Origin of the sequence: Pseudomonas sp. LH21 (assembly GCF_036549575.1) — a bacterium.
Classification (GTDB): Bacteria; Pseudomonadota; Gammaproteobacteria; order Pseudomonadales; family Pseudomonadaceae; genus Aquipseudomonas; species Aquipseudomonas peradeniyensis.
On sequence record NZ_CP144367.1, the window covers coordinates 5,374,571 to 5,401,209 of the forward strand.

23 protein-coding genes and 1 riboswitch are annotated in these 26,639 nt (G+C 65.5%); of the genes, 7 read left to right on the top strand and 16 right to left on the bottom strand.

Annotation, left to right across the window (positions count from 1 at the left end; genetic code table 11):
* Window positions 1-145: 145 nt before the first annotated feature.
* The 8 genes from parC to VUG52_RS24560 all read right to left on the bottom strand — a co-directional run bounded on the left by parC (window position 146) and on the right by VUG52_RS24560 (window position 8,609).
* On the bottom strand, window positions 146-2,404 hold the full coding sequence (gene parC, locus VUG52_RS24525) for a DNA topoisomerase IV subunit A (protein ID WP_050707169.1): 2,259 nt from the start codon (window positions 2,402-2,404) through the stop codon (window positions 146-148).
* Window positions 2,405-2,414: 10 nt separating this feature from the next.
* A complete protein-coding gene (locus VUG52_RS24530; RefSeq protein ID WP_050707170.1) occupies window positions 2,415-2,933 on the bottom strand; it encodes a retropepsin-like aspartic protease family protein in 519 nt (172 codons plus the stop codon).
* Window positions 2,930-3,916, bottom strand: a complete 987-nt coding sequence (locus VUG52_RS24535) for an esterase-like activity of phytase family protein (RefSeq protein ID WP_050707171.1) — start codon at window positions 3,914-3,916, stop codon at window positions 2,930-2,932. The genes VUG52_RS24530 and VUG52_RS24535 overlap by 4 nt, the downstream gene beginning before the upstream one ends.
* Window positions 3,913-5,817, bottom strand: a complete 1,905-nt coding sequence (gene parE, locus VUG52_RS24540) for a DNA topoisomerase IV subunit B (protein WP_331832201.1) — start codon at window positions 5,815-5,817, stop codon at window positions 3,913-3,915. The genes VUG52_RS24535 and parE overlap by 4 nt, the downstream gene beginning before the upstream one ends.
* 33 nt (window positions 5,818-5,850) lie before the next feature.
* Window positions 5,851-6,459: a YqiA/YcfP family alpha/beta fold hydrolase gene (locus tag VUG52_RS24545; protein WP_186716228.1), complete on the bottom strand. Its 609-nt coding sequence runs from the start codon at window positions 6,457-6,459 to the stop codon at window positions 5,851-5,853.
* Between the two features lie 200 nt (window positions 6,460-6,659).
* Window positions 6,660-7,463: a 3',5'-cyclic-AMP phosphodiesterase gene (gene cpdA, locus VUG52_RS24550; RefSeq protein WP_050707174.1), complete on the bottom strand. Its 804-nt coding sequence runs from the start codon at window positions 7,461-7,463 to the stop codon at window positions 6,660-6,662.
* 85 nt (window positions 7,464-7,548) lie between these two features.
* A complete protein-coding gene (locus VUG52_RS24555; RefSeq protein ID WP_050707175.1) occupies window positions 7,549-8,001 on the bottom strand; it encodes a DUF1249 domain-containing protein in 453 nt (150 codons plus the stop codon).
* Window positions 7,992-8,609, bottom strand: coding sequence for an NUDIX domain-containing protein (locus tag VUG52_RS24560; RefSeq protein ID WP_050707176.1), 618 nt, complete (start codon window positions 8,607-8,609; stop codon window positions 7,992-7,994). Before VUG52_RS24560 ends, VUG52_RS24555 begins: the two co-directional genes overlap by 10 nt.
* Before the next feature lie 185 nt (window positions 8,610-8,794).
* Here VUG52_RS24560 and VUG52_RS24565 point away from each other — a divergent pair, with 185 nt between their 5' ends.
* Complete coding sequence (locus tag VUG52_RS24565) at window positions 8,795-9,541, top strand: RsiV family protein (RefSeq protein ID WP_050707177.1); 747 nt, start codon at window positions 8,795-8,797, stop codon at window positions 9,539-9,541.
* Here the strand turns inward: VUG52_RS24565 and cytX are convergent.
* On the bottom strand, window positions 9,510-10,793 hold the full coding sequence (gene cytX, locus VUG52_RS24570) for a putative hydroxymethylpyrimidine transporter CytX (RefSeq protein ID WP_050707178.1): 1,284 nt from the start codon (window positions 10,791-10,793) through the stop codon (window positions 9,510-9,512). The genes VUG52_RS24565 and cytX overlap by 32 nt on opposite strands.
* A gap of 149 nt (window positions 10,794-10,942) precedes the next feature.
* Window positions 10,943-12,823, bottom strand: coding sequence for a phosphomethylpyrimidine synthase ThiC (gene thiC / locus VUG52_RS24575; RefSeq protein ID WP_050707179.1), 1,881 nt, complete (start codon window positions 12,821-12,823; stop codon window positions 10,943-10,945).
* Window positions 12,824-12,979: 156 nt separating this feature from the next.
* Window positions 12,980-13,086, bottom strand: a riboswitch (TPP riboswitch).
* 160 nt (window positions 13,087-13,246) lie between these two features.
* Between thiC and VUG52_RS24580 the strand changes: the two genes are divergently transcribed.
* On the top strand, window positions 13,247-14,680 hold the full coding sequence (locus VUG52_RS24580) for a TolC family outer membrane protein (RefSeq protein WP_220689947.1): 1,434 nt from the start codon (window positions 13,247-13,249) through the stop codon (window positions 14,678-14,680).
* 135 nt (window positions 14,681-14,815) lie between these two features.
* Here the strand turns inward: VUG52_RS24580 and waaA are convergent, their stop codons facing one another.
* A complete protein-coding gene (waaA, locus tag VUG52_RS24585) occupies window positions 14,816-16,087 on the bottom strand; it encodes a lipid IV(A) 3-deoxy-D-manno-octulosonic acid transferase (protein ID WP_050707181.1) in 1,272 nt (423 codons plus the stop codon).
* 38 nt (window positions 16,088-16,125) lie between these two features.
* Window positions 16,126-17,016, bottom strand: a complete 891-nt coding sequence (locus VUG52_RS24590) for a LysR family transcriptional regulator (RefSeq protein WP_050707182.1) — start codon at window positions 17,014-17,016, stop codon at window positions 16,126-16,128.
* A gap of 90 nt (window positions 17,017-17,106) precedes the next feature.
* On the opposite strand from VUG52_RS24590, the gene VUG52_RS24595 reads away from it, so the two are divergent.
* The 4 genes from VUG52_RS24595 to VUG52_RS24610 all read left to right on the top strand — a co-directional run bounded on the left by VUG52_RS24595 (window position 17,107) and on the right by VUG52_RS24610 (window position 20,504).
* The gene (locus VUG52_RS24595; protein ID WP_050707183.1) at window positions 17,107-17,439 is read left to right on the top strand and encodes a DMT family transporter; all 333 of its coding nucleotides are present in this window, start codon (window positions 17,107-17,109) and stop codon (window positions 17,437-17,439) included.
* Window positions 17,440-17,513: 74 nt separating this feature from the next.
* Entirely contained in the window at window positions 17,514-18,689 is a 1,176-nt protein-coding gene (locus VUG52_RS24600; RefSeq protein WP_050707184.1) for an NAD(P)/FAD-dependent oxidoreductase, read from the top strand.
* A complete protein-coding gene (locus VUG52_RS24605; RefSeq protein WP_050707185.1) occupies window positions 18,686-19,498 on the top strand; it encodes an aldo/keto reductase in 813 nt (270 codons plus the stop codon). The genes VUG52_RS24600 and VUG52_RS24605 overlap by 4 nt, the downstream gene beginning before the upstream one ends.
* Before the next feature lie 37 nt (window positions 19,499-19,535).
* Entirely contained in the window at window positions 19,536-20,504 is a 969-nt protein-coding gene (locus VUG52_RS24610) for a hypothetical protein (protein WP_050707186.1), read from the top strand.
* A gap of 63 nt (window positions 20,505-20,567) precedes the next feature.
* Here VUG52_RS24610 and hldE read toward each other — a convergent pair whose 3' ends face one another.
* Window positions 20,568-21,989 (bottom strand): bifunctional D-glycero-beta-D-manno-heptose-7-phosphate kinase/D-glycero-beta-D-manno-heptose 1-phosphate adenylyltransferase HldE, encoded by a 1,422-nt coding sequence (gene hldE, locus VUG52_RS24615; protein ID WP_050707187.1) that lies wholly within the window; start codon window positions 21,987-21,989, stop codon window positions 20,568-20,570.
* A 132-nt stretch (window positions 21,990-22,121) separates the two neighbouring features.
* Complete coding sequence (gene msbA / locus VUG52_RS24620; RefSeq protein WP_050707188.1) at window positions 22,122-23,924, bottom strand: lipid A export permease/ATP-binding protein MsbA; 1,803 nt, start codon at window positions 23,922-23,924, stop codon at window positions 22,122-22,124.
* Between the two features lie 110 nt (window positions 23,925-24,034).
* Here msbA and VUG52_RS24625 point away from each other — a divergent pair, with 110 nt between their 5' ends.
* Complete coding sequence (locus VUG52_RS24625; protein ID WP_050707189.1) at window positions 24,035-24,673, top strand: phosphotransferase; 639 nt, start codon at window positions 24,035-24,037, stop codon at window positions 24,671-24,673.
* A 36-nt stretch (window positions 24,674-24,709) separates the two neighbouring features.
* On the opposite strand, the gene VUG52_RS24630 is transcribed toward VUG52_RS24625, so the two are convergent.
* Window positions 24,710-25,867, bottom strand: coding sequence for a hypothetical protein (locus VUG52_RS24630; RefSeq protein WP_050707190.1), 1,158 nt, complete (start codon window positions 25,865-25,867; stop codon window positions 24,710-24,712).
* Window positions 25,860-26,627: a glycosyltransferase family 2 protein gene (locus VUG52_RS24635; RefSeq protein WP_050707191.1), complete on the bottom strand. Its 768-nt coding sequence runs from the start codon at window positions 26,625-26,627 to the stop codon at window positions 25,860-25,862. Before VUG52_RS24635 ends, VUG52_RS24630 begins: the two co-directional genes overlap by 8 nt.
* Window positions 26,628-26,639: the final 12 nt, after the last annotated feature.

Sequence of the window (26,639 nt, forward strand, 5' to 3'; positions counted from 1 at the left end):
GACCGCAGTGATACTCATGTAGATTCATCCTGGCACACGGCCACGCCGGCGCCACGCGGGCACTATCATCCGTGAAATAACCGCCAGACTCCAGCATTTCCGCCTGAAGCGGCGTCGAAAATGCCGCAGCAGACGGTCCATCCACTCAGGCCGGGGTTTCCACCATCAGCCCGTCGACGCGCTGGAAGCCACGTGGCAATTTGCTACCACGACGCCCCCGTTCACCCTTGTAATGCTCGAGATCATCCGGCTTCAAGGAAAGGGTACGCTTGCCAGCCTGCAATACAAGGGTCGAGCCCTCGCTGATCACCGCCAGGTCGGTCACATACTCTTCGCGACTGGCCACCCGGTCGCCCGGCACGCCGATGATCTTGTTGCCCTTGCCCTTGCCCAGCTGCGGCAGGTCGGCGACCTTGAACACCAGCAGACGGCCTTCGGTGGTCACCGCGGCCAGCCAGTCCTGCTCGCGGTCGGCCACCGGGCGCGGGGTCATCACCTTGGCGCCGTTGGGCAGGCTGAGCAGACCCTTGCCGGCCTTGTTCTTGGCTTGCAGGTCCTCACCCTTGACCACGAAACCGTAGCCGGCGTCGGAGGCCACCACGTAAAGGGCGTCGTCCTCCGGCAGCAGCACGCACTCGAAGGTGGCGCCGGGCGGCGGGGTCAGGCGACCGGTCAGCGGCTCGCCCTGGCCACGAGCCGACGGCAGGCTGTGGGCGGCCAGTGAGTAGCTGCGGCCGGTGGAGTCGATGAGCACGGCGAATTGGTTGGAGCGTCCGGCGGCAGCGGCCTTGAAGCCGTCACCGGCCTTGTACGAAAGCCCGGTGGCATCGATGTCGTGGCCCTTGGCGCAACGCACCCAGCCCTTCTCCGACAGCACCACGGTGACCGGCTCGGTCGGCATCAGCTCATTTTCCGACAGGGCCTTGGCCTCGGCGCGCTCGACGATCGGCGAGCGGCGGTCGTCGCCATAGGTTTCGGCGTCTTCGATCAGCTCGCTGCGCACCAGCTTGCGCAGCTTGGCATCGCTGCCCAGCAGGGTGGTCAGGCGCTTCTGTTCCTTGAGCAGCTCGTCCTGCTCGCCACGGATTTTCATCTCCTCCAGACGGGCCAGCTGGCGCAGGCGGGTCTCGAGGATGTAGTCGGCCTGGATCTCGGTCAGGTCGAAACGGGCGATCAGGGCCTGCTTGGGGTGCTCCTCGGTGCGGATGATATGGATCACTTCATCCAGGTTGAGGAACGCGGTGAGCAAGCCTTCCAACAGGTGCAGGCGCTTCTCGACCTTGTCCAGGCGGTGCTGCAGGCGGCGACGGACGGTACCGATCCGGTACTCCAGCCACTCCAGCAGCAGCGCGCGCAGGTTCTTCAGCTGCGGACGGCCGTCAAGGCCGATGATGTTGACGTTGACCCGGTAGGTGCTCTCGAGGTCGGTGGTGGCGAACAGGTGCTGCATCAGCTCGGCGGCATCGACGCGGTTCGAACGCGGGATGATGACGATGCGGCAAGGGTTCTCGTGGTCCGACTCGTCGCGCAGGTCGGCGACCATCGGCAGCTTCTTGGCCTGCATCTGCGCGGCGATCTGCTCCAGCACCTTGGCCCCGGAGACCTGGTGCGGCAGCGCGGTGACGATAATGTCGCCGTCCTCGACGCGGTACACCGCGCGCATGCGGATCGAACCCTTGCCGGTCTCGTAGAGCTTGAGGATATCGGCGCGGGGGGTGACGATCTCGGCCTCGGTCGGGTAGTCCGGGCCCTGGATGTGCTCACACAACTGCTCGATGGTGGCCTTGGGCTCGTCGAGCAGGCGCACGCAGGCGCTGGCCACTTCCCGCAGGTTGTGTGGCGGCACGTCGGTGGCCATGCCCACGGCGATGCCGGTGGTGCCGTTGAGCAGGATGTTCGGCAGACGCGCCGGCAGCACCGCCGGCTCCTGCAGGGTACCGTCGAAGTTCGGCACCCAGTCGACGGTACCCTGGCCCAGCTCGCTGAGCAGCACTTCGGAATAGCGCGACAGGCGCGCCTCGGTGTAACGCATGGCGGCGAACGACTTCGGATCGTCCGGCGCACCCCAGTTGCCCTGGCCATCGACCAGGGTGTAGCGGTAGCTGAACGGCTGGGCCATCAGCACCATGGCCTCGTAGCACGCCGAGTCGCCGTGGGGGTGGAACTTGCCGAGCACGTCGCCGACGGTACGCGCCGACTTCTTGTGCTTGGAGTCGGCGTCCAGCCCCAACTCGCTCATGGCATAGACGATGCGGCGCTGCACCGGCTTGAGGCCGTCGCCGATGTGCGGCAGGGCACGGTCCATGATCACGTACATGGAGTAGTTGAGGTAGGCCTGTTCGGTGAAGTCAGCCAGGGAACGGCGTTCGACGCCTTCAAGGCTGAGTTCGAGTGAGTCGCTCATGCGGGCCTCGTCATTTCAGGTTCTGGCGCAGCAGCATGGTGCCGCCGCGCTGGGTAAATTCAAGTTGTTTCAGGGCACTCATGCCCAGCAGCACGGCCTGGCCATCCAGGCCCGGCACCACCAGCGCGCGCACGTCGCGCAGGTGGATATCACCCAGCTGCAGGCTGTCGAGCCGGGTGCGGTAGCCTTCGGTGCGGCCATTGGCGGTACTCAGTTGCACCGGGGCGCCGCGGGCCAGGTCCAGGTCGCGGGCCAGCGCCTCGGGGATCGCCACATCGGTGGCGCCGGTATCGAGCATGAAATGCACCACCCTGCCATTGATCGCGCCGTCGGCGACGAAATGGCCCTGGCCGTTGCTCAGCAGGCGTACTTCGACGAAGCCGTCGCCCTGCTCGCTCTGCACCACGGTGTTGGGATTTTGCTGACGCGCCTCCCATTGGCCGAAAAAGCGCGTGGCCAGGAACATCGCCGCCGCCCAGGCGACGATCATCAGCACCCTGCCCGCCCGCTTGCCCGCTGGCTGGCTCATGGCTTGGCGCTCCAGCCGCCGGCCGGCGCACCGAAGCGCCAGACGACCGGCCGCGTTTCACCGTCCGACCGCGGCCGGTCGTTGTTGTCCACGCCGATCCAGGCGCCGTCCTTGTCGATCACCAGCGCCTCGGCCAGGCCATAGGGCTGTGAATAGCGACGCGATTCCACCAGGGCGTCGGCGGCGAACGACCAGCAGCGCTCCACGGCGCCACTGTCGGCGTCGCGCCGGCAAATACGGTAGGCGTTGCGCTCGAGGGTGAACAGCTTGCCCTCGAACCAGGCCAGGTCGGCGAAGTCGCGGGAAACCGGGCGTGCCTCGGGGAATTGCGGCGGCTGCATTTCCACGCCGGCTTCACTGAGCAGCACGCAGCCGCGCCCGCAGGTCCATACCGATTGCTGGCGCTGCACGGCGAGCAGCCCGCGTCGCTCGCGCTCGGCGGCCAGCCACAGGCGATCGCCCGCCGGGTTGATCGCCAACCCTTCGAACAGGGCGTTGAAATGCAGCAGCATGCCGCTGGCCCGCGCCTGGCGCACCATGGCCTGGTCGATCCGCAGCCAGTCCGGCTCGCCGTCCACAGGCAGTTGCAGCACGGCGGCCTGGGCCTCGCTGACGATGAACAGGTTGCCGGCCTGGTCGCAGGTGATGCCTTCGAAATCCAGCGCGCCGCCACGAATATACGACGCCGCCCAGTTGCGCGACTTCAGCCCCCAGGGCAACCCGGTATCGGGGGCCGGCGGCGGGGTGAAGGTCAGCGGCTGGGCCTGCCAGGCCGCGCCCTCCTGGTCCAGGCGGTAGATGCGATCGTCATCGCGGTCGGACACCGCCCACAACGCCCCCCGACACCAGGCCAAGCCCGACAGGTTGCCGCCGCGCATGCCATCGACCACGTGCTCGCCGCTGAGCTTGAGCTGCGGCCAGTCGCCGGCCTGGGCCTGCAGGGCGAACAGCGCCAGGCAGGCCATGAGCAGCGGACGAATCAAACCAGGACCTCGGCCAGGTTGCCTTTGGTCTCCAGCCAGCTCTTGCGGTCACCGGCGCGTTTCTTGGCCAACAGCATGTCCATGATCTCGGTGGTGCCCTGCAGGTCGTCCAGGGTGAGCTGGACCAGGCGCCGGGTGTTCGGGTCCATGGTGGTCTCGCGCAGCTGCGGCGGGTTCATCTCGCCCAGGCCCTTGAATCGGGTGACCTGCGGCTTGCCGCGCTTCTTCTCGGCGACCAGACGGTCGAGGATGCCGTCGCGTTCGGCTTCGTCCAGGGCGTAGTAGATCTCCTTGCCCAGGTCGATGCGGTACAGCGGCGGCATGGCCACGTAGACGTGCCCGGCCTCGACCAGCGGACGGAAGTGCTGGACGAACAGCGCGCACAGCAGGGTGGCGATGTGCAGGCCGTCGGAGTCGGCGTCGGCGAGGATGCAGACCTTGCCGTAGCGAAGTTGCGAAAGGTCGGTGGCACCCGGGTCGACACCGATGGCCACGGCGATGTTGTGTACTTCCTGGCTCGCCAGGACTTCGCCGCCATCGACTTCCCAGGTGTTGAGGATCTTGCCGCGCAGCGGCAGGATCGCCTGGAATTCCTTGTCCCGCGCCTGCTTGGCCGAACCGCCGGCGGAATCACCCTCGACCAGGAACAGCTCGGCGCGCATCGGATCCTGGCCTGCGCAGTCGGCCAGCTTGCCGGGCAGCGCCGGGCCCTGGGTGATGCGCTTGCGCTCGACCTTCTTGCTTGCTTTCAGGCGACGGCCGGCATTGCTGATGGCCAGCTCGGCCAGTTGCATGCCCAGCTCGGGATGGGCGTTGAGCCACAGGCTGAATGCGTCCTTGACCACGCCGGAGACGAACGCCGCCGCCTCGCGGGACGACAGGCGCTCCTTGGTCTGGCCGGAGAACTGCGGCTCCTGCATCTTCATCGACAGCACGAAGCTGATGCGCTCCCAGACGTCCTCGGGCGCCAGCTTGACCCCGCGTGGCAGCAAGTTGCGGAACTCGCAGAATTCGCGCATGGCGTCCAGCAGCCCCTGGCGCAGGCCGTTGACGTGGGTGCCGCCCTGGGCGGTGGGGATCAGGTTGACGTAGCTTTCCTGGATGCTGTCGCCGCCTTCGGGCAGCCACAGCAAGGCCCAGTCCACGGCTTCCTTGTTGCCGGCCAGGCTGCCACAGAATGGCTCGTCAGGCAGGCGCAGGTACTCGCTGACCGAGTCGATCAGGTAGGAACGCAGGCCGTCCTCGTAGTGCCACTCGACCTTCTCGCCGGTGCCCTTGTCCTCGAAGCTGATGGACAGCCCCGGGCACAGCACGGCCTTGGCCTTGAGCACATGCTTGAGGCGGCTGATGGAAAATTTCGGCGAGTCGAAGTACTTCGGATCAGGGGTGAAGTACACGCTGGTGCCGGTGTTGCGCTTGCCGACGGTGCCGACCACTTCCAGCTCGCTGGCCTTGAAGCCGTCGGCGAAGGTCATCTGGTACTCGTTGCCGTCGCGCTTCACGCGCACCCGCACCTGGCTCGACAGGGCGTTGACCACCGAGATACCGACGCCATGCAGGCCGCCGGAGAACTGGTAGTTCTTGTTGGAGAACTTGCCGCCGGCGTGCAGCTTGGTGAGGATCAGCTCGACGCCGGAAACGCCTTCCTCGGGGTGGATGTCCACCGGCATGCCGCGGCCATCGTCGCTGACCTCCAGCGAGTGGTCGGCATGCAGGATCACCTGCACCGAGCGGGCGTGGCCTGCCAGGGCTTCATCGACGCTGTTGTCGATGACTTCCTGGGCCAGGTGGTTGGGCCGGCTGGTGTCGGTGTACATGCCCGGCCGCTTGCGGACCGGGTCAAGGCCCGAGAGGACTTCGATGGCGTCTGCGTTATAGGCGCTAGCGCTGGGATTGGCCATGGGTTCTCGTCGTCAGTCTGGTGAATGCAAAAGTCAAAATACAGAAAAATCCAGCGCCGCATACTGCCCACGGGCAATGCCGGCGAAGGCCAGCAGGGCCGGGAGCTGTTCGGCGAAGCCCTGGTAGCTGTGGTCGCCGCCGGCCTGGATACGCAGGGCACAAGCGCGGTAATAGCGCTCGGCGTGGCGATAGTCCAGTGTTTCATCGGCGGTCTGCAACCACACTTGATAGCGGGCGGCGTCCTGCGGCGGCGGCACTTCCAGTTCGGCCAGGGCGTCCACGTGGTCGTGGGTCAGCTCCCAGGCCTCATCGGTATAAAGGTTGCGCTGGGTGCCGAGGTAGCCGTCGAACAGGCGGTGCGGGCCGACCGCCGGGTTGACCAGCAGGGCCTTGAGGCCGTGGCGCTCGGCAAGGTGAGTGGCATAGTAGCCGCCGAGGGAGCTGCCGACCAGCAAGGGGGCACCGAGCTCGGCAATGGCGGCCTCCAGCTGGGCGATGGCCTGGCGCGGGTGGTGGTGCAGGGCCGGGACGCGCAGTTGGTCGGCCAGGCCGAGCCGCTGCATCACCGCCTCGAGCTGGCGCGCCTTCTTCGACAGCGGCGAGCTGTTGAAGCCATGAATATAGAGGATGGAACCCGACATGCTGCCCCCGGACGCAAAGACGCGCAGTGTAGCGCGTTCGAAGGGCATTGGCGCAGCGTGGGGATTTTCGCAACAAAATCTGGGACAAGGTACTGCCCCCTGTGGGAGCGGGTTTACCCGCGAAGCAAGCGCTGCGGTGGCTGGCACCGGCTTCGCCGGTGTTCGCGGGTAAACCCGCTCCCACAGGAAACGCGACGCATTTAATAGCCTGGGCTATCGAAGTCCAGCTTCACCTCGAAATCGCGCGCCCGCTCCACGCCAGTCTCCAACCGCCCGTCGGCATGCAGCCGCAACCAGCGGTAGCCCGGCTGCTCCTCGCTCACCTTGAAATCCTCGCTGCGCGGCGCGAACTGAATGCAGGTCGATGGCGTGGCAAGGAAACGGATACCATCGCGCTCTTCATCCCACTCCTGGTGAATATGCCCCCAAAGCAGCGCCTTCACTTGTGGATAACTGCGCAAGCGCTTCAACAACTCATCGGCATTGCGCAACCCGATCGGTGCAATCCACGCACAACCGATATCCACCGGTTGGTGATGGCAGCACACCAGGCAATGGCGCTCGCCTGCCCCGTCCAGAGCCTGGTCAAGCACCGCCAACTGGTCGTCAGCCAACAAACCGAAGGTGGCACCCACCACTGCCGAATCGAGCATGACGATGCGCCATTGGCCAATGTCCGTCACCGCCTGCACCAGCTCCGGCGCCACGGTCTGCATCACCTGGGCCTCGTCATGATTGCCCGGCAGCCAGCGCGCCGGCGCCCCCAACTTCGAAGTCAACTCGCTGAAAGCATGGTAGGAGGCGACGCTGGCATCCTGCGACAGATCGCCCGTGCACAGCAGCAGGTCGATGCGCGCCTGCTCGCGGCGCACCTGCTCGATCACATGCCCGAGGCTTGCGCGGGTATTCAGGCCCAGCAAGGTGCCCGCCGGATCGGCGAACAGGTGGGCGTCAGTCAGTTGCACCACATGGATGGGTGACGGAAGTGAGTGTGGTTGCGGCAACGGCCGTCTCCTCGAACGGATTCAGCACCGATTATGGCGGCGGATCGGTTTCGAGCAAGTACTCGAAACCGACGCGCATCACATTTCAGCGCACCGCTTCCAGTTCGTGGCCGCAGGCCAGGCAGTGGCTCAGCCATTCGCCGAGAAACAGGTTGAGCTGGGCCTTCTCGTCCGGCTGGTGCATTGCCGTGTTGGGGTACGGGTAGATGCTGCGCAGGCGGCGGGCATGCTCGGCGCTGACCACCTCGGCCATGCGCGCGTCATGGTAGACCTGCACTTCCAGCTCGGGCACCGGCAGCCAAGGCAGGCTGTGCTCCTGGCGCACCTTCAGGGTGGTGGTATAGGGACAGGCCAGCAGCACTTCGAGCACCAGCACGCCGAGCATCTGGTCGCCCTGGGTCATGCCGATGCGGCGCGAGCTCTGCGTGGTGCGCATCTCCGGCAACAGGCGCATCAGGCGGGCATAGTTGGCCTCGCAGGCCGACTGCAGCCCGACCAGGTCGACCCGATAGCGCTCACGCAGCAGGTTCACTTCCACATACCTCGAACTTCGTCACGGTTGAGTGCCAGCCATTGCAGGCCAATGATCGTGGCGGCGTTGCAGATACGCCCGTCACGCACCGCCTGCAGGGCATCCTCGAATGCCCAGACACGCACGCGGATGTCCTCGCTCTCGTCTTCCAGGCCATGCAGGCCACCGGCGCCCTCGCTGATGCAACGGCCCAGGAACAGGTGGACGTACTCGTCGCTGCCGCCTGGCGAGGGGAAGTAGCAGGTCATCGGCCACAGCGCGCTGAAGGTCAGGCCAGCTTCCTCATCGGCTTCACGGTGAGCGACCTCTTCCGGCTCCTCGTCCTTGTCGATCAGGCCGGCGACCATCTCGATCAGCCAGGGATTATCGATCTTGCCCACCGCGCCGACTCGAAACTGCTCGATCAGCACCACTTCGTCGCGCTGCGGATCGTAGGGCAGCACACAGACGGCGTCATGGCGCACGAACAGCTCGCGGGTGAACTCGCGGCTCATGCCGCCGGCGAACAATTCGTGGCGCAGGTGCAGCTTGTCGAGCTTGTAGAAGCCCTTGAACAGATGCTCACGCCGGGCGATTTCGACCTGGGTGGGCACAGTATTTGACGTGTCCGTCATGCAAACTCCTTGATACCTCGTTTACCGCATCGCGCAATCCTACTCTGCGCGCCGCCCGGTTTCATCCCTTTCCGGCGACCGTTCGGGCAGCCGGGACAGGCGCGCCGCTCTCTGTTAGCTTAGTGGCGAACTGAAGGCCGCGCAGGCGGTCCAAGGCCGATCATCACCGTTGTGAAAGAGGCAACATGACGCTTGTCAAACTGACTTCCGTGGCCGTTCTGGCCTTGGCGCTCGGCGCCTGCCAGAGCCTGTTCACGCCCAATTACCGCGCCCCGCTCGAGGTCAAGCGCGAGGCCTGGGAACACGTCAAGCCCGGCTGCAGCGAGAGCGACTGCCCGCTGGTCAACATCGACGTGGTGCACTTCCCCGACCTGCCCAAGCTCGACGCCATCGTCGAGAAACGCCTGCTGATGCTGACCGAGGACAACCAGCGCGGCACCCCGCCAGCCTCGCTGCAAGCCTATGAACAGCAGTACCTGGCCCGCGCCGACAAGCGCAACAGCAGCTACCTGCAGGCCAAGGTACGCGAGCAGCATGACGGGCTGGTGATCGTCGAGCTGTCCAGCTACCTGGACAGCGGCGGTGCCCATGGCATGCCCGGGCGCGGCTTCATCAACTACTCGCGCAAGCTGGACAAGGTGCTGACCCTGGACGACATGCTGGTGCCCGGCCAGGAAGCGACCTTCTGGAAGACCGCCGAGGAGTCCCACCGCGCCTGGCTGATCAGCACCGGCATGGACAAGGACCCCGAGTTCGTCAAGACCTGGCCTTTCAAGCAGTCACCGCACATCGCCCTGACCTACGGCGCGGTGGTGATCAAGTACGAGGTCTACGCCATCGCCCCCTACTCCATGGGCCACGTCGAGCTGAAGATCCCCTACCCACGCCTGAACGGCGTGATCAAGCCCGAGCTGTTTCCCGGCCGCGGCTGAGCGATAGCAGCAGATGCAGCCCCCCTGCCAGCAGCAGTGCCGGCAGGGTCGCCCCCAGCTCCGGTGCCTGGCTGGCCAGCAGGTGATAGGCCGCCACCCCCACCGCCCAGGCCAGCAGCGCCTGCCAGTGCAAGCCCTCGACCAGCGCCGGCAGGCGACGGCGACGGACCACGAAATGATCCACCAGCACCACGCCGAACAGCGGTGCGAACACCGAGCCGATCAGCAGCAGGAAGTTCTGGTACTGGGCCAGCGGCGCCAGCAGGGCGATCAGCGTGCACAACACGCCGATGGCCAAGGCCAGGTGCTCGACCTTGAGCTTGACCAGCAGCCCGGTGGAAACGGCTGCCGAGTGGATATCGGCAAAGGCGTTCTCCGACTCGTCCAGCAGGATCAGCAGCAGCGGAATGCCCAGCCCAGCGCCGGCCAGCGCCAGCAGCAACGCATTTACTTCACCGCTCGGAGCGAAGGCCAGGGTATAGGCCACGCCCAGGCTCATCAGCCAGGCATTGCCAATGAAAAAGCCCAGCGCCGTGCCACCGAACACCCGGCTGGCCCGCTGGCCGAAGCGTGAATAGTCAGCGATCAGCGGCAGCCACGACAGCGGCATGGCGATGACGATGTCGAAGCCCAGGGCCAGGGACAGCGAACCATCTCCCGGGCGCTGCCACAGCGCGGCCAGGTCGGCCTTGGCGAACAGGTTCCAGGTCAGCCAGATGCAGGCACCCAGCAGCAGCCAGATGCCCCATTTGCGCAGCACCTTGCGCACGAACGCCAACGGTCCGCTGACCGCCAGCAGGGTGGCCAGGGCGCCGAAGCACAGGGTCCACAGCAGCGGGCTGCTCCAGCCGCTGCCCTCGCCGAAGGCACGGGCGCCCAGCAGGCTGGCGGCGTCGCGCATGACGATGATCTCGAACGACCCCCAGCCCACCAGCTGCAGGAGGTTGAGCAAGGCTGGCAGGCGCGCGCCATGGCTGCCCAGGGTCAGGCGCAGGGTGGCCATGGCCGAGAGGCCGGTGTCGCTGCCAATCACCCCCGCCGCGGCCAGCAGCAGCACGCCCACCGCCGTGCCGAGGGTGATAGCCAGGATCGAGCCGGCCAGGCCCAGGCCCGGCGCCAGCAGGGCACCGACCTGCAGCACCATCAGGCCGATGCCGAGGGAGAACCACAACGAGAACAGGTCGCGGGCGCCGAACTGGCGGTGGTGGGAGGGGACCGGATGATCTGGGGAGAAGTGGCTGGGGGTGGTCATGGAGGGGCTCGCCGGAATATTGGAGTTGTTACTGGCGAGGACTACGTCCTCGTTTCGCGGCACAAGGCCGCTCCTACAGAGGCCTGCGCGGTCCCTGTAGGAGCGGCCTTGTGCCGCGAAAGGGCCGCAAAGCGGCCCCCAAGGTCTACTTACACCTTCTGGTACAACTGGCTGCCTTCCTGGCGGAACCGCTCGGACTGCTCACGCATGCCCTGTTCGACCGTCACGTCAACGGTCTCGATCTTGGCCGCGTACTCACGCACTTCCTGGGTAATCTTCATCGAGCAGAACTTCGGCCCGCACATCGAGCAGAAGTGCGCGACCTTGGCCGACTCCTTGGGCAGCGTCTCGTCGTGGAAGGAACGCGCGGTATCCGGGTCCAGGCCGAGGTTGAACTGGTCTTCCCAGCGGAATTCGAAGCGCGCCTTGGACAGCGCATTGTCACGAATCTGCGCGCCCGGGTGGCCCTTGGCAAGGTCCGCGGCATGGGCAGCGATCTTGTAGGTGATGATGCCGGTCTTCACGTCATCCTTGTTCGGCAGGCCCAGGTGCTCCTTGGGCGTGACGTAGCAGAGCATGGCGCAACCGAACCAGCCGATCATCGCCGCGCCTATTCCTGAGGTGATGTGGTCGTAGCCCGGGGCGATATCGGTGGTCAGCGGGCCGAGGGTGTAGAACGGCGCCTCGTCGCAGCACTCGAGCTGCTTGTCCATGTTCTCCTTGATCAACTGCATCGGCACGTGGCCGGGGCCTTCGATCATGCACTGCACGTCGTGCTTCCAGGCGATCTTGGTCAGCTCGCCGAGGGTTTCCAGCTCACCGAACTGGGCGGCGTCGTTGGCGTCGGCGATCGAGCCCGGGCGCAGGCCGTCGCCCAGCGAGAAGCTGACGTCGTAGGCCTTCATGATCTCGCAGATCTCGTCGAAATGCGTGTACAGGAAGTTCTCTTTATGGTGCGCCAGGCACCACTTGGCCATGATCGAGCCGCCGCGGCTGACGATGCCGGTGACGCGCTTGGCGGTCAGTGGCACATAGCGCAGCAGCACGCCGGCGTGGATGGTGAAGTAGTCCACGCCCTGCTCGGCCTGTTCGATCAGGGTGTCGCGGAACAGCTCCCAGGTCAGGTCCTCGGCCACGCCGTTGACCTTCTCCAGGGCCTGGTAGATCGGCACGGTACCGATCGGCACCGGCGAGTTGCGGATGATCCACTCGCGGGTCTCGTGAATGTGCTTGCCGGTGGACAGGTCCATGACCGTGTCCGAGCCCCAGCGGATGCCCCAGGTCAGCTTGGCCACTTCTTCCTCGATCGAGGAACCCAGGGCGCTGTTGCCGATGTTGCCGTTGATCTTCACCAGGAAGTTGCGGCCGATGATCATCGGCTCCAGCTCGGTGTGGTTGATGTTGGCCGGAATGATCGCGCGGCCGCGGGCGATCTCTTCGCGGACGAACTCGGGGGTGATTTCTTTCGGGATGCTGGCGCCGAAGCTGTGGCCCGCGTGCTGCTGGTTCAGCAGGCCGGCGGCGCGGGCTTCCTGCAGCTTCATGTTTTCGCGGATGGCGACGTATTCCATCTCGGCGGTGATGATGCCCTGGCGCGCGTAGTGCATCTGCGTGACGTTGGCACCGGCCTTGGCGCGGCGCGGGTTGCGCACATGGGCGAAGCGCAGCTTGGCCAGCTCCGCGTCGTTCAGGCGCTGCTGGCCGAAGTTCGAGCTCAGGCCATCCAGGCGCTCGGTGTCGCCACGGGCGTCGATCCAGGCCGAGCGCACATCGCCCAGGCCCTTGCGCACATCGATGATGACATTGGGGTCGGTGTACGGGCCGGAAGTGTCATACACCAGCACCGGGGCATTCTTTTCGCCGCCGAAATCGGTGGGGGTGTCGTGCAGGCTGATCTCGCGCATGGGCACGCGGATGTCGGGGCGCGAACCTTCGACATAGACCTTGCGCGAATTGGGCAGGGGTTGCACGGACTGTTGGTCGACTTGGGCCGACTCGCTCAGACTGATTGTTTTTTCTTGTTTGCTCATCACAGGCTCTCCAGACAGCTTCCAGGCGGTGGAATGTCGGGGTGAACCTGAAAGGCGTGGACGCACCCGTGTTGACGAGTGCAGTGCCGGACATGGGGAGCCGTGGGCTGCAAGCAGCTGTGGCGATCCCGGACCTGGCACAAGAGGCTCCCGGGATATGAGAGCAATCTTGTTCCCTACGCAGGCGCTAACCTGATCAGGTTCAACGGGATCCGCACCTCTGCGATCTCAGCCTTTGCTTCAAGGCACCCCGACAAGAACATGCGCAGTCTAGACTGGAGTGGCCGGCAAAGCCAAGCGGGTAAATCCGGGGGTGATAAATGGCACACACGGTGGATTGTTGATGACGGCGGGCGGCACTACACTGGCGCATCGCTCGATACCCGACAGTACAGTAAATAAAATTTGATCAAGGATTGCCCTATGCTGCGCAAACTCTCACTGGCAATTGCCGTGTCTTGTGCGTCCCACGGAGTGGCCTGGGCAGTGGATACGCCCACGACGGTAAAGACCGACCTGGTCAGCGTCTACCAGGAAGCAGTCGACAACAACGCCGACCTGGCCGCCGCCCGCGCCGACTACGGCGCCCGCCGTGAAGTGGTGCCCCAGGCCCGCGCCGGCCTGTTGCCGAACCTTTCGGCCGGCGCCGAAATGATGAACACCCGGACCAAGCTCGACGAGCCCTCGGTCACCTCCAACCGCAGCGGCAACGCCTGGAGCGCGACCCTGGCGCAGCCGATCTTCCGTGCCGACCGCTGGTTCCAGTTGCAAGCCGCCGAGTCGGTCAACGAACAGGCCGCCCTGGAACTGTCGGCCACCGAGCAGAACCTGATCCTGCAGAGCGCCGAGAACTACTTCGCGGTGCTGCGCGCCCAGGACAACCTGGCCTCGACCAAGGCTGAAGAAGCGGCCTTCAAGCGCCAGCTCGACCAGTCCAACGAGCGCTTCGACGTCGGCCTCTCGGACAAGACCGACGTGCTGCAGTCCCAGGCCAGCTACGACACCGCCCGGGCCAACCGGATCATCGCCGAGCGCCAGGTGCAGGATGCCTTCGAAGCCTTGATCACCTTGACCAACCGCCAGTACTCGGCGATCCAGGGCGTCGTCCACACCCTCCCGGTGCAGGTGCCCACGCCCAACGACGCCAAGGCCTGGGTCGAGACCGCCGGGCGGCAGAACCTCAACCTGCTGGCGACCAACCACGCCGTGGCGGCGGCCGAGGAGACCGTGCGCCAGCGCAAGGCCGGCCATGCGCCGACCCTCGACGCGGTGGCCAAGTACCAGAAGGGCGACAACGACAACCTCGGTTTCACCAACCCTTCGCAGAACGGCGTGCGCTACGGCGGCGATGTCGAGCAGACCAGTGTCGGCCTGCAGTTGAACATCCCGATCTACAGCGGCGGCCTGACCAGCTCCCAGGTACGCGAGGCCTACGCCCGCCTGACCCAGAGCGAGCAGCAGCGCGAAAGCCTGCGCCGCCAGGTGGTGGAGAACACCCGCAACCTGCACCGGGCGGTGAACACCGACGTGGAGCAGGTGCAGGCGCGCAAGCAGTCGATCATCTCCAACCAGAGCGCGCTGGAGGCCACCGAGATCGGCTACCAGGTCGGCACCCGCAACATCGTCGACGTGCTCGACGCGCAGCGTCAGCTGTACACCTCGGTGCGTGACTACAACAACAGCCGCTATGACTACATCCTCGACAACCTGCGCCTGAAGCAGGCCGCCGGCACCCTGAGCCCGCAGGACCTGCAGGACCTGGGGCGGTACCTGAAAGCCGACTACAACCCGGACAAGGATTTCCTGCCACCGGACCTGGCGGCGGCGGCGGCGAAGAATTTCGAACGCCGGCCTTGAAGGCCATGGACCACCTGTAGGGACGGGCTTCGTGGGAGCGGGCTTGCCCCGCGATAGGGCCCGATCAGGCAGTGATATTGCCTGGTCGGGCCCTATCGCGGGGCAAGCCCGCTCCCACGAACGCCTACAGGATCATCAGTTCAGAAGTCGTCCCAGCCCATCCAGCAACCGCTGCAACGCCCCCTGGTTGGCCCGCATCACCGCCCTGCCCGCCTCGCCCATGCGCCGCGCATCCTGCGGCAGCTCGACCAACCGACGCACCGCCCCGGCCAGCCCTTCGGCGTCGTCCACCTGCTGCAACGCCCCCGCCTCGCGCAGCATCGCGCTGATCTCGAGGAAGTTGAACACATGCGGCCCCATGAGCACCGGCAGCGCCAGCGCCGCCGGCTCCAGCGGGTTATGCCCGCCGGTGGCCACCAGGCTGCCACCGACGAAGGCGATGTCGGCCAGGGCATAGAGGAACAGCAGCTCACCCATGGTGTCGCCCAGCAGCACCTGGGTCTGCGCCGTGACCGCGTCGCCGGTCGAGCGGCGCACCGTGCTGAACTGGCCGGCGCACAGTTCATGCACTGCCGCGAAACGCTCGGGATGGCGCGGCACCAGGATCAGCAACGCATCGCTGTGGACCTTCAGCAGCTCACGATGAGCCTCGAGAATCAACGCGTCTTCGCCATCATGGGTACTGGCGGCAATCCACACCGGACGCTGCCGGGCAGCCCACTGCTCGCGCAATGCAACGGCCCGTGGCAGCAGTTGATCGTCGATCTTCAGGTCGAACTTGATCGAACCGGTCACCTGTACGCATTCATCGCGCGCACCGAGCGCACGGAAGCGCTCGGCCTCGGTTTCGGTCTGCACGGCGATCAGGCTCATCTCCTCGAGCATCGGCCGGGTCAGGCCGGCGAAGCGGGCATAGCCACGGGCCGAGCGCTCGGACAGCCGGGCATTGGCCAGCGCTACGGGAATGCCGCGCCTGGCGCACTGGTGGATGTGGTTCGGCCACAGCTCGGTTTCCATGATGATGCCCAGGCGCGGGCGCACATGGTCGAGGAAACGCCCGGCCGCCCACGGCAGGTCGTAAGGCAGGTAGCAGTGTTGCACCCGTGGCTCGCCCTCGAACATCGCGCGGATGCGCTCGGAGCCGGTCGGGGTCATGCAGGTGAGCGTGATCGGCAGGTCCGGGTACTGCTTGAGCAGGGCCCGCACCATCGGCGCGGCGGCGATGCTCTCGCCCACCGAAACCGCATGCACCCAGATGCCGCCCTGGCGCATCGGCGGCAGCTTGCAGGCGAAGCGCTCGGCAATCCGCGCACGGTACGCCGGCGCCTTGCGCCCGCGCAGGAACAGGCGCAGCGCGACCAGCGGCAGGCCCAGGTGAAACAGCAGGGTATAGAGGGTTCTGTTCATGGCGGCGGAGTTTACTAGGAACTGGATGAAAAGGCCTGTCAGCCAATCGCCCGCAGGTGCACGGCGAAGCGCTCGGCCAGCCACTGCGCGGCCGGACCCAACGGTTCGTCGCGCCGCCAGGCCAGCTCCGCCACCAGCGCCGGCGGGCGCCACTCGCTGTCCAACTCTACCATCTGCGTCTGGTAGGTGGGGTACTGCACCACATGCCGGGGCAGCCAGGCCCAGCCCAGGCCGCGCATCAGCAACTCGGCCATGGCGTAGAAACTGTCGGCGCGCCAGACCTGCGGGCTGATCGCCTCGCCGCCGGGGTAGCCGCTCTGCTGCGGGGTGATCAACAGCTGGCGGTGGCGGGCCAGTTGCTGGCGGCTGACCTTGGCCAGGTGCGCCAGCGGGTGGTCGATGGCGCACACCGTGACCATCTCGACGCTGCCCAGGGCGCGCCGCTCCAGCGAGGCGGGGATGCTTTCGTGGTGGAAGAACAAGCCCAGGTCGGCGCGCCGCTCCACCAGCTTGCGCGCCACATCGCCCTGGGCACCGCTGGCCAGTTGCACTTCCAGGTAAGGGTAACGCGCCGCCAGCTCGTCGAGGCTGTCGATCACCGGCTGGTAGGGCATGGCCTCGTCCTGGGCCACCCGCAACAACGCCTCCTGCCCGCGCATCAAGGCCAGCGCCCGGCCATCCAGGCGTTCGCACTGGCGCAACAGCTCGCGGGCGTCCTCCAGCAGCGCGGCGCCGCTCTCAGTCAGACGCGGCTGCCGCCCGCTGCTGCGCTCGAACAGGGTCACGCCCAGGTCCGTCTCGAGCAAGGCGATGGCACTGCTGATCGCCGACTGGGCCTTGCGCTGCTCGCGGGCCACGGCGGAAAACGAACGCAATTCGGCGGCCCGCACGAACAGGCGCAGTTGCTCGAGGCTCCAGTGTTCAGTCATAGCAAGCCTATCTCCAAAGCAGATAGGTAATGACTTTACCGCATCCAGGGATTCCCTAGAATGCCCATCCAGCAACGGAGGACCCGCACCATGAACGCCTATACCTATCTCGCCATCGCCATCTGCGCCGAAGTCATCGCCACCGCCTCCATGAAGGCGGTCAAGGGGTTGAACACGCCGCTGCCACTGCTGCTGATGGTCTGCGGCTACGGCGTGGCGTTCTGGATGCTGACCCTGGTGGTGCGCAGCATTCCGGTGGGCATCGCCTATGCGATCTGGTCGGGGCTGGGCATCGTGCTGATCAGCATCGCGGCGCTGGTGATCTATGGGCAGAAGCTGGATGTGCCGGCGATGCTGGGCATGGCCATGATCGTCGGCGGGGTGGTGGTGATCCAGGTGTTTTCCAATACTGCCGGACACTAAGCCCGCTCCCACGGTCCTCTCCCCCGGTTACAGCCTGTATACTGCGCACCTGTCCCAGTTTTCGAGGTGCCCGCATGCCATCCGCCATTACCACTGACGTGCTGATCGTCGGCGCCGGGGTCGCAGGCCTCTGGCTCAATGCCCGGCTCCGACGCCTGGGCTATTCGACGGTGCTGGTGGAGCGCGCCAGCCTGGGTGGCGAGCAGACCATCAAGTCGCAAGGCATCATCCACGGTGGCACCAAATACGCCCTGCACGGCGCCCTCAGCGGCGCCTCCGAAGCCATCGCCGACATGCCGCGGCGCTGGCGCGAAGCGCTGGCCGGCAACGGCGAGCTGGACCTGACTGATACCCGCCTGCTGTCCGACGCCCACTACCTGTGGTCCCCCGGCACCCTGGCCGGCAACCTCACCAGTTTCTTCGCCAGCAAGGCCGTGCGTGGCCGGGTCGACCAGGTCAAGGGCGAGCAACTGCCGCCGGCCCTGCAGGACCGCGCGTTCAAGGGCAAGGTCTACCGCCTGGCCGAACTGGTCATCGACGTGCCCAGCCTGCTGGCCAACCTGGCGCAGCTGGCGGGCGACAGCCTGCTGGCCGGCGAGCGTATCGAGCCGCTGCGCGATGGCGACGAACTGGCCGGGCTGGTAGTCGATGGCCGCGAGATCCGCGCCCAACGTATTGTCCTCAGCGCCGGTGGCGGCACCGAAGCGCTGCTGCATGCCCTGGGGCTGAGCCAACCGGCCATGCAGCGCCGTCCGCTGCACATGGTCCTGGCCAAGGGCCCCAACCTCAAGCCGCTGTACGCCCACTGTCTGGGCGGCGGGCCCAAGCCGCGCATCACCGTGACCACCCACCCGGCCGCCGATGGCCAATGGGTGTGGTACCTGGGTGGCGACATCGCCGAGGCCGATGGCGTGGCCCGCGAGCCCGCCGCGCAGATCGCCGCGGCGCAAAAGGAAGTCGCCAGCCTGTTGCCGTGGGTCGACCAGGCCCAGGTGCGCTGGGCCACCCTGCGCGTCGACCGTGCCGAGCCCGCGCAATCGGGCCTGGTACGCCCGGACAACGCCTTCCTCGCCGACCAACAGCGCCTGCTGGTCGGCTGGCCGACCAAGCTGGCCCTGGCGCCGGACTTCGCCGATCGCGTACTGTCCAGCTTCGAACGTGACGGCATCCGCCCGGCGAGCCAGCCGGACCTCGCCGACCTGCCCCGCCCACCACTGGCACTGCCCGCCTGGGAGCAACTGCTGCCATGAGCCTGCCGACCCTGCACGATCATCACCGCCTCCTGGGCAGCACCGGCCTGCGGGTGTCGCCGCTGGGCCTGGGCACGGTCAAGCTTGGCCGCGACCAGGGCGTGAAATACCCCAACGGTTTCACCATTCCTGATGACGAAACCGCCCGCCTGTTGCTCGCCCAGGCCCGCGAGCTGGGCATCAACCTGCTCGACACCGCACCGGCCTATGGCCGCAGCGAGGAGCGCCTCGGCCCGTTGCTGCGCGGCCAGCGCGACCAGTGGGTGATCGTCAGCAAGGTCGGCGAAGAGTTCGAAGCCGGCCAGTCGCACTTCGATTTCAGCGCCGCCCATACCCGCCTGTCGGTGGAACGCAGCCTCAGGCGCCTGGAAACCGACCGCATCGAGCTGGTGCTGGTGCACTCCGACGGCAACGACCTGGCGATCCTCGAGCAGGAGGGGGTGTACGAAACCCTTGCCGCGCTCAAGCAGGAAGGCAAGATCCTCGGCTATGGTTTGTCCGGCAAGACCGTCGCCGGCGGCCTGAAGGCGCTCGAGCAAGGTGATTGCGCCATGGTCACCTACAACCTCAACGAGCAGGCGGAGCGGCCCGTGCTGGACTACGCTGCCGAACACGGCAAGGCCATCCTGGTGAAGAAAGCCCTGGCCAGCGGGCATATCTGCCTGGCCCCCGGGGTTGATCCGGTGCAGGCCAGTTTCGAGTTGCTGTTCGCCCACCCGGGCGTGAGCAGTGCCATTGTCGGCACCATCAACCCGCTGCACCTGGCCCATAACGTGGCCACTGTCGCCCGCATCCTGGGCCGGTCCTGAGCCGCCCGGGCGGGGGCCCAACGCAAGGAGGAGCCTCGTGCCGCGTACGCTGATCCGCAAGAATCCGAGCAACTTCAAGACCCTGCCGCTGCACGTCGAGGCCACGCCTGAAGGCCTGACCTACCAGAGCATCGGCATGCCGCTGAATTTCGCCCAGACCCTGCAGCGGCGCAAGGCCATCCAGGTCGCCGACCCCGAACACTTCGTCGCGGAACTGGCCAACCTCGGCGTGTCGGTGCGCCTGACCCTGCACTGGCAGGGGCGCGACTACTGGGTGCTGGTCCGCCAGCGCCGCCAGGACCGTGGCGATGTGGTGCTCAAGCTGATTTCCGGCTATGTCCCGGCCCACGAGCTGAACCTGCCGCTGCACACGGCGATCCAGGAAGTGGCCGAGGAATGCCTGCTGGAAACCCCCGAGGGCTGGCTGGGCGGACGCTTCAACGATACCTGGCTGCCGGCGCCCTATGCCGCTGCCCTGCACTATCGCGAGGCCCTGCCGTTCGTGCTGTCGCCCGAGTCGGGCGCCGCCCGCCCGGTGCATTGCGCCAACCTGATGTTGCTGGAGCGACCACGCGCCTATGTGCACCTGCCCACCGCGTCGCTGCAGCTGATCTACGACCTGCGCCTGCAGGTGCCACGGGAGGCCAAGTCGCTGAGCCTGTTCCACGTCGACGAGCGCCTGGAGGGCGATCAGCTGGTGGCCAGGCTCAATCGCAAGCGGCCGGACCTTTACCTGATGCCGCTCAAGGACGGTCAACCCGTGGCCGAGCTGTATACCTTGAAGAAGGACCAGCTGACACCTGCGGGTACGCGCGGACTGTGGCTGGCCGAGAGCTTCGCCCGCCAGGATGGCTGGGTGGTGCGGGATGAACGGGTGCGTTGGAAGGACTGGCTGAAGCAGCAGGGGCTGGTCGAAAGCAAGCCCGCGCCGGCGTCGCACCTGAAGCGGTTCGGAGACAAGGCACGGGAACTGCTGGCCCGTGCGCGGACCTCGCTGCATAAATGAACACGGGGCAAGCCCGCTCCCGATGTTTCGTGGGAGCGGGCTTGCCCCGCGATCTGCAACGTATCAGTGCTTGCGGATCTTCTCGACGATCGCCGTGGTCGAGCTGTTCTCCACCAGACCCAGTACCTTCACCGTGCCGCCATAGGCCTTGACGATATCGGCGCCGACCACCTGGTCGATACCGTAGTCACCACCCTTGACCAGCACATCCGGCTTGACCTGGCGCAGCAGGTTCTCTGGCGTGTCCTCGGGGAAGCTGATGACCCAGTCCACCGCACCGAGGCCGGCCAGCACGGCCATGCGTCGATCGACACTGTTGATCGGCCGGCCCGGGCCCTTCAGGCGGCTGACCGAGGCATCGTCGTTGATGGCGACGATCAACCGGTCACCCTGGGCGCGAGCCTGTTCCAGGTAGGTCACGTGCCCCGCATGAAGGATATCGAAACAGCCGTTGGTGAAGACGATCTTCTCGTTGTGCGCACGGGCATCATCGATGGCCAGCAGCAGTTGCTCCAGCCCCAGGACACCCCGCTCCGAGCCCTCTTCACGCTGGATGGCGCGACGCAGCTCGGGGGCGCTGATGGCGGCGGTACCCAGCTTGCCGACCACGATGCCGGCGGCCAGGTTGGCCAGGGCGACGGCATGCGGCAGGTCCTCGCCCGCGGCGATGGCGGCGGCAAGGGTGGAAATCACTGTATCGCCGGCACCGGTGACATCGAACACCTCGCGGGCGCGAGCCGGCAGGTGCAGGGCCGGGTGGCCGGTGCGCAGCAGGGTCATGCCATGCTCGCCTCGGGTCACCAGCAATGCGCCCAGGTCCAGTTCTTCGAGCAGCTTCAGGCCTTTGGCGACCAGTTCGGTTTCATCGGCGCAACGGCCAACGATGGTCTCGAACTCGCTGAGGTTGGGGGTAATCAGGCTGGCACCGCGGTAGATCGAGAAATCCTTGCCCTTGGGGTCGGCCAGCACCGGGATGCCCTTGCCGCGAGCAGCCTGGATCAGCGCCTGATGGTTCTGCAGTGCGCCCTTGCCGTAGTCGGACAGCACCAGCACCTTGACGCCCTCGAGCAGGGTATCGACCTCCGCGCCCAGCGACAGCGGGTCGGTGGCGAACGGTTCCTCGAAGTCGATGCGCAGCAGTTGCTGGTGACGGCTCATCACCCGCAGCTTGACGATGGTCGGCTGGTGGGCAATGCGCTGGAAGATCGAGCGCACACCGGCGGCGTGCAGGCTGTTGGCGAGGCTGTCGGCAGCCTCGTCCTGGCCGGTGACTCCGACCAGCGCGGCCGGGGCGCCGAGGGCGGCGATGTTCAAGGCCACGTTGGCCGCGCCGCCGGGGCGATCCTCGATCTGATCGACCTTGACCACCGGCACCGGCGCTTCAGGCGAAATACGCGAAGTACCGCCATGCCAGTAGCGGTCGAGCATGACATCGCCGACCACCAGTACCGGGGCTTGATCGAAACGCGGCATGGACAACTTCATGGGCAACCCATTTTTGGAAAAGTGAACAGGGGCAGGATATTAGCACAGGGATGCGCAGGGCTTTACGGCCAACCGCGGCGATGCTGTATCGATTGACCGGCGAGGCCTGCAAGGCCCCGCCGTGACGCAGGCTCAGGTGATGTTGGCCTTTTCGGCCTCGTCCAGCCCCATGGCGTGCAGACGGGCGTAATGACCATTGGCCTGGAGCAGTTCGGCGTGGGTGCCGCGCTCCACCAGACGGCCCTGGTCCATGACCAGGATCAGGTCGGCCTTCTCGATTGTCGACAGCCGGTGCGCGATCACCAGGGTGGTGCGCCCTTCCATCACATGGTCCAGCGCCGCCTGGATATGCCGTTCGGACTCGGTATCCAGGGCCGAGGTAGCCTCGTCGAGAATCAGCAGCGGCGCATTCTTGAGCAAGGCCCGGGCAATCGCCAGGCGCTGGCGCTGGCCGCCGGAAAGCAGCACGCCGTTCTCGCCGACTTCGGTATCGAAGCCCTTGGGCAACTGGTCGACGAACTCCTTGGCATAAGCGTCTGCGGCGGCGGCCTCGATATCGGCCCGCGGCGCGCCGGCCAGGTCGCCATAGGCGATGTTGTTGGCCACGGTGTCATTGAACAGGGTGACATGCTGGGTCACCTGGGAAACATGCCGGCGCAGGTTACGCAGGCGGTAATCCTCGATCTCCACGCCGTCGAGCAGGATCTGCCCTTCCGTGTGGTGGTAGAAACGCGGGATCAACGCCGCCAGCGTCGACTTGCCACTGCCGGAACGCCCCACCAGGGCGATCATCTGCCCGGGCTCGGCGGTAAAGTTGATGTCGCTGAGCACCTGGCGCTCGGTACCTGGGTAGGTGAAGCTGAGGTTGCGCACTTCCAGGCGTCCCTCGACCCGCTCCTTCTCGATGCTGCCCTTGTCTATTTCGGGTTTTTCGTCCAACTGCTCGAAAATGCTCTCTGCACCGGCAAGGCCCTTCTGGATGGTCGAGCTGACTTCCGACAACTGGCGAATCGGCTTGGGCAGAAGGCCGGCGGCAGTGATGTAGGCCACCAGGTCACCCGCCGATGCCTCGCCGCGCAGGAACAGCACCAGGAACATCAGCGCGGCCATGGCGCTGTAGATCACCAATTGCAACAACGGCGTGTACAGCGCGCCGGTCTTGGTCATGCGCAGTTGCTTGTCGGTATTGCTTTGGCTGGCGGCACCGAAGCGACGCTCCTCGTAGCTTTCGCCACCGAAGCTGCGCACCACGCGATAGCCCTGGATGGTCTCGGAAGCCACGTGAGTGACATCGCCCATGGCCACCTGGATCTTCTTGCTCTGCTTGCGGAATTTCTTGCTGGCAGTGCTCACCATCACCGCGATTACCGGCAGGATCGCCACCATCACCAGGGTCAGCTTCCAGTTCATCCACAGCAGGTAGGCAAACAGGAACACCACCGTCAGGCCTTCACGAATGACCACCTTGATAGCGTCGGTGGCGGCGCCGGTGACCATGGTCACGTTGAAGGTGATGCGCGAGATCAGGTGCCCGGAATTGTGGTTGTCGAAGTAGTGGTTGGGCAGGACCAGCAGCTTGTTGAACAGCTCCACCCGCAGGTCGTGCACCAGGCACAGCGACACCTTGGCCAGATAGTAGTTGCCGAGGAACGAACCCAGGCCCTGCCAGGCGGCGATCAGGATGATCAGCAGCGGCACCGCCTGCAATAATTGCAGATCGCGCAGGTAAGGCACGTCGGGGAACAGCACCGCCTGCGGATTGCTCAGCCCATCGACGAAATACTTGAGGATCCCGGCCAGCATCGGCTGGGTCGAGGCGAAGATCACGAAACCGACGATGCTCAGCAGGAAGATGCCGATATAGGGTTTGACGTAGCCCAGCAGGCGCAGATAGATCTTCAGGCTTGCGGGGGAAGACGATTCGGGAACTGTCATGAGAATCCGTCGGGTCAAAAAGAGTCGGGATTATACCACACACGGTGTCTTGCACCGTCCGCCGCAGGTTAAGATAGACGGCTGTCCCGAACCCTGGCCCCGGAGGCTTGATGCACGCACTTGACCACGCCCGTTACCTTGCCCTGCGCGAGGGCGCCCACGTCCTCGAGGCCGACGGCACTGGCGACAAGGTCCTGCGCCTAAAGGATGGTTCGATGCTCAAGCTGTTCCGGCGCAAGCGTCTGATCAGCTCGGCGGCCTGGTATCCCTACGCCCGGCGCTTCGCCGACAATTGCCAGGCGCTGGCCGAACGCGGTATCCCCTGCCCGCAGGTCAAGGCGGTCTATCGTATCGCCGAGATTGCCCGCGATGCCGTGCACTATGACCCGCTACCCGGCCATACGCTGCGCCAACTGCTGGAGCAACCCGGCAACCACCCAGGCTTGCGCGATCAGCTCGGGCGTTTCATCGCGACGCTTCACGAAGCGGGGGTGTACTTCCGCTCCGCGCACCTGGGCAACGTGGTGCTGACGCCCGAAGGCGAGCTGGGGTTGATCGACGTCGCCGACCTGCGCATGTACCGCAGACCACTTCGCCGTTCTCAACGCCAGCGCAACTTCCGTCATATGCTGCGTTACCAGGAAGATCGAGAGTGGCTGCTGGGTGACGGCGACAACACCTTCATCGAGGCCTACCTTGCCAGTCAGCAGGTCTGCCGCCGCCAGGACCTGGCCAACGCACTGGTCTGAACGAAAATGGCCGCCCGGAGGCGGCCATCTTCATCATCAGTTCGAACGTCGCTGCTGCAACCCACGACCCAGCACCATGGCCGCCGGCAACAGGACCAATGGCCACAGCTCGTCAGGGTTGCCGATCAGCTTGCTGCCATCGAAGTTGAGCATCACCAGGGCACAGGCCAGGTACATGCCCCAAGGGTCTCGAAGGCGCAAGGCCTGGACCAGGGTCATCGCCACGATGACCAGGAACAGGACCAGCGAGACGCCGCCGGTATAGAGGCCCAAGGCAACGAAGATATTGTGCGGATGCTGGATCGGCATGAAGCCGCTCAGCAGCTTGTCGGTATGGAACTCGACGCCGCAGCCAACCATCCAGCCACAGTTCTGCCACTCGCCGACCATCACGTGGAACAACTCGCCACGATAGGAGTCACCGCGCTCGAACAGCGAATGGAACCAGGCCATGTCCTTGACCAACCACAGGGCGATGCCGCCAAGTACCGCGAACACCAGCAGCCAGCTTCCGGCCACGCGCGGGAAGCGCCACAGCGCCCAGCATGCCCAGGCGGCAAACAGGAAGGCCGCGCCGACCATCGCGGTACGCGTCTGCAGGACAAAGGTGATTGCCACCACCGACAGCGCCACGGCGGCAAACGCTTCGATCCAGCGACGACGGTGCAACCACCCCGGCATGGCCAGTGCCAGCGCACAGAGCAGCCATATACTGGTGTAGATCACGTTCTGCATGCGCGCAGGCATCAGACTGACCCGCTCACCCAAGGCGTAGATGCCGGTCAGGTAGGCGAAGGCCGAATAGCCGAAGATGTACAGGCAGATGATCCAGAATAGCGCGCGCGCAAACACCTCGGAGCGGAAGAAGCCCTGGTTCGTCAGCCCAGCCACCGCGAAGACGAAGAGCGTCACGTAAGCGATGTGCTTGTAGAACTGCCCATCACCGGCAATCACCGCCGGCACCAGGAACCACAGCAGGAATACCAGCCAAGCCAGCCCCAGCTTGTCGCCGAACAGCCCCGCACCGCGCTCCTTGACCAGGAACACCAGGCCAGGCAACGCGATGAAGGCGTAGAAAATGTTGTTGGTCCATTTCGATGAGGCCATCAGCACGAAGCTGGCCAGGAACGCGATCAGCGCAGCGCTGAAGTAGCGCCTGCTCGTTCGGTTGTCGTTGCCAATCCCTTCAAACATCCTTCAACACCCATCCCAGCAATAGTCCGATAATCAGCACGCCCAACAGACGAATGCGATCCATGCGCTTGCGCCGTGCCTTCTTGATTTTCTCTTCCGCCATTTCCACATGCTCGCCGAAACCGGTATGCAGCACGGCGTCGTTCTCCAGGATCAGCGCATAGCGGTCGCGCTCGGCGTACAACCGCGACAAGCTCTTCTCGCCGGAATGCGAGGCGTACGGTGCATGTGCCTGGTAGTCGGCCAGCCTGCGCAGGCCTGGGTTGAACGAGAACCCCTGCCATTCCGCCTTGTGCGAGCCCAGCTTGTGGAAAGCGATGCCCTGCAGCACCTGGCGCTCCTCCAGGAACACATAGGGGCTGTGCACCTGCAGGTCATGATTGAAGCTGCGCAGCCAGACCTGCAACGCTTGCGGGTCGGCCTCCAGCAGTGCCTGGGATTCCTCGACGAAGCCCGGGCGATAGAAGGCCCAGTCATCCTCGCAATGGAACACCCAGAAGGTCTTGATCTGCGAATAGGCGGCGTCCACCGAGCGCAACTGCCCAAGCTTGGGATTGTTGACGATGAAGGTGGTGTGTTCGCGCCAGTGTTCCGGGATGCAGCCACGCACCGCCTCGTCACCGGAGTCTTCGGTGATGAAGACTTCACGGATGGGCGCCGTGTTGTAGCGGTCGAAACTTTCGAGCGTGCGCTTGAGCAACTCGAAACGACCACAACTGGTCACCACCAGTGTGATCTCGCTGTTTTCACTGAAGATCATGGCTTCCTCGAT

Excerpts from the sequence above, each read along its gene's own strand:
- parC (WP_050707169.1), bottom strand. The coding sequence starts at position 2,404 with ATGAGCGACTCACTCGAACTCAGCCTTGAAGGCGTCGAACGCCGTTCC.
- VUG52_RS24530 (WP_050707170.1), bottom strand. The coding sequence starts at position 2,933 with ATGAGCCAGCCAGCGGGCAAGCGGGCGGGCAGGGTGCTGATGATCGTC.
- parE (WP_331832201.1), bottom strand. The coding sequence starts at position 5,817 with ATGGCCAATCCCAGCGCTAGCGCCTATAACGCAGACGCCATCGAAGTC.
- VUG52_RS24545 (WP_186716228.1), bottom strand. The coding sequence starts at position 6,459 with ATGTCGGGTTCCATCCTCTATATTCATGGCTTCAACAGCTCGCCGCTG.
- VUG52_RS24560 (WP_050707176.1), bottom strand. The coding sequence starts at position 8,609 with ATGACGGACACGTCAAATACTGTGCCCACCCAGGTCGAAATCGCCCGG.
- VUG52_RS24565 (WP_050707177.1), top strand. The coding sequence starts at position 8,795 with ATGACGCTTGTCAAACTGACTTCCGTGGCCGTTCTGGCCTTGGCGCTC.
- cytX (WP_050707178.1), bottom strand. The coding sequence starts at position 10,793 with ATGACCACCCCCAGCCACTTCTCCCCAGATCATCCGGTCCCCTCCCAC.
- thiC (WP_050707179.1), bottom strand. The coding sequence starts at position 12,823 with ATGAGCAAACAAGAAAAAACAATCAGTCTGAGCGAGTCGGCCCAAGTC.
- VUG52_RS24580 (WP_220689947.1), top strand. The coding sequence starts at position 13,247 with ATGCTGCGCAAACTCTCACTGGCAATTGCCGTGTCTTGTGCGTCCCAC.
- waaA (WP_050707181.1), bottom strand. The coding sequence starts at position 16,087 with ATGAACAGAACCCTCTATACCCTGCTGTTTCACCTGGGCCTGCCGCTG.
- VUG52_RS24590 (WP_050707182.1), bottom strand. The coding sequence starts at position 17,016 with ATGACTGAACACTGGAGCCTCGAGCAACTGCGCCTGTTCGTGCGGGCC.
- VUG52_RS24595 (WP_050707183.1), top strand. The coding sequence starts at position 17,107 with ATGAACGCCTATACCTATCTCGCCATCGCCATCTGCGCCGAAGTCATC.
- VUG52_RS24600 (WP_050707184.1), top strand. The coding sequence starts at position 17,514 with ATGCCATCCGCCATTACCACTGACGTGCTGATCGTCGGCGCCGGGGTC.
- VUG52_RS24605 (WP_050707185.1), top strand. The coding sequence starts at position 18,686 with ATGAGCCTGCCGACCCTGCACGATCATCACCGCCTCCTGGGCAGCACC.
- hldE (WP_050707187.1), bottom strand. The coding sequence starts at position 21,989 with ATGAAGTTGTCCATGCCGCGTTTCGATCAAGCCCCGGTACTGGTGGTC.
- msbA (WP_050707188.1), bottom strand. The coding sequence starts at position 23,924 with ATGACAGTTCCCGAATCGTCTTCCCCCGCAAGCCTGAAGATCTATCTG.
- VUG52_RS24625 (WP_050707189.1), top strand. The coding sequence starts at position 24,035 with ATGCACGCACTTGACCACGCCCGTTACCTTGCCCTGCGCGAGGGCGCC.
- VUG52_RS24630 (WP_050707190.1), bottom strand. The coding sequence starts at position 25,867 with ATGTTTGAAGGGATTGGCAACGACAACCGAACGAGCAGGCGCTACTTC.
- VUG52_RS24635 (WP_050707191.1), bottom strand. The coding sequence starts at position 26,627 with ATGATCTTCAGTGAAAACAGCGAGATCACACTGGTGGTGACCAGTTGT.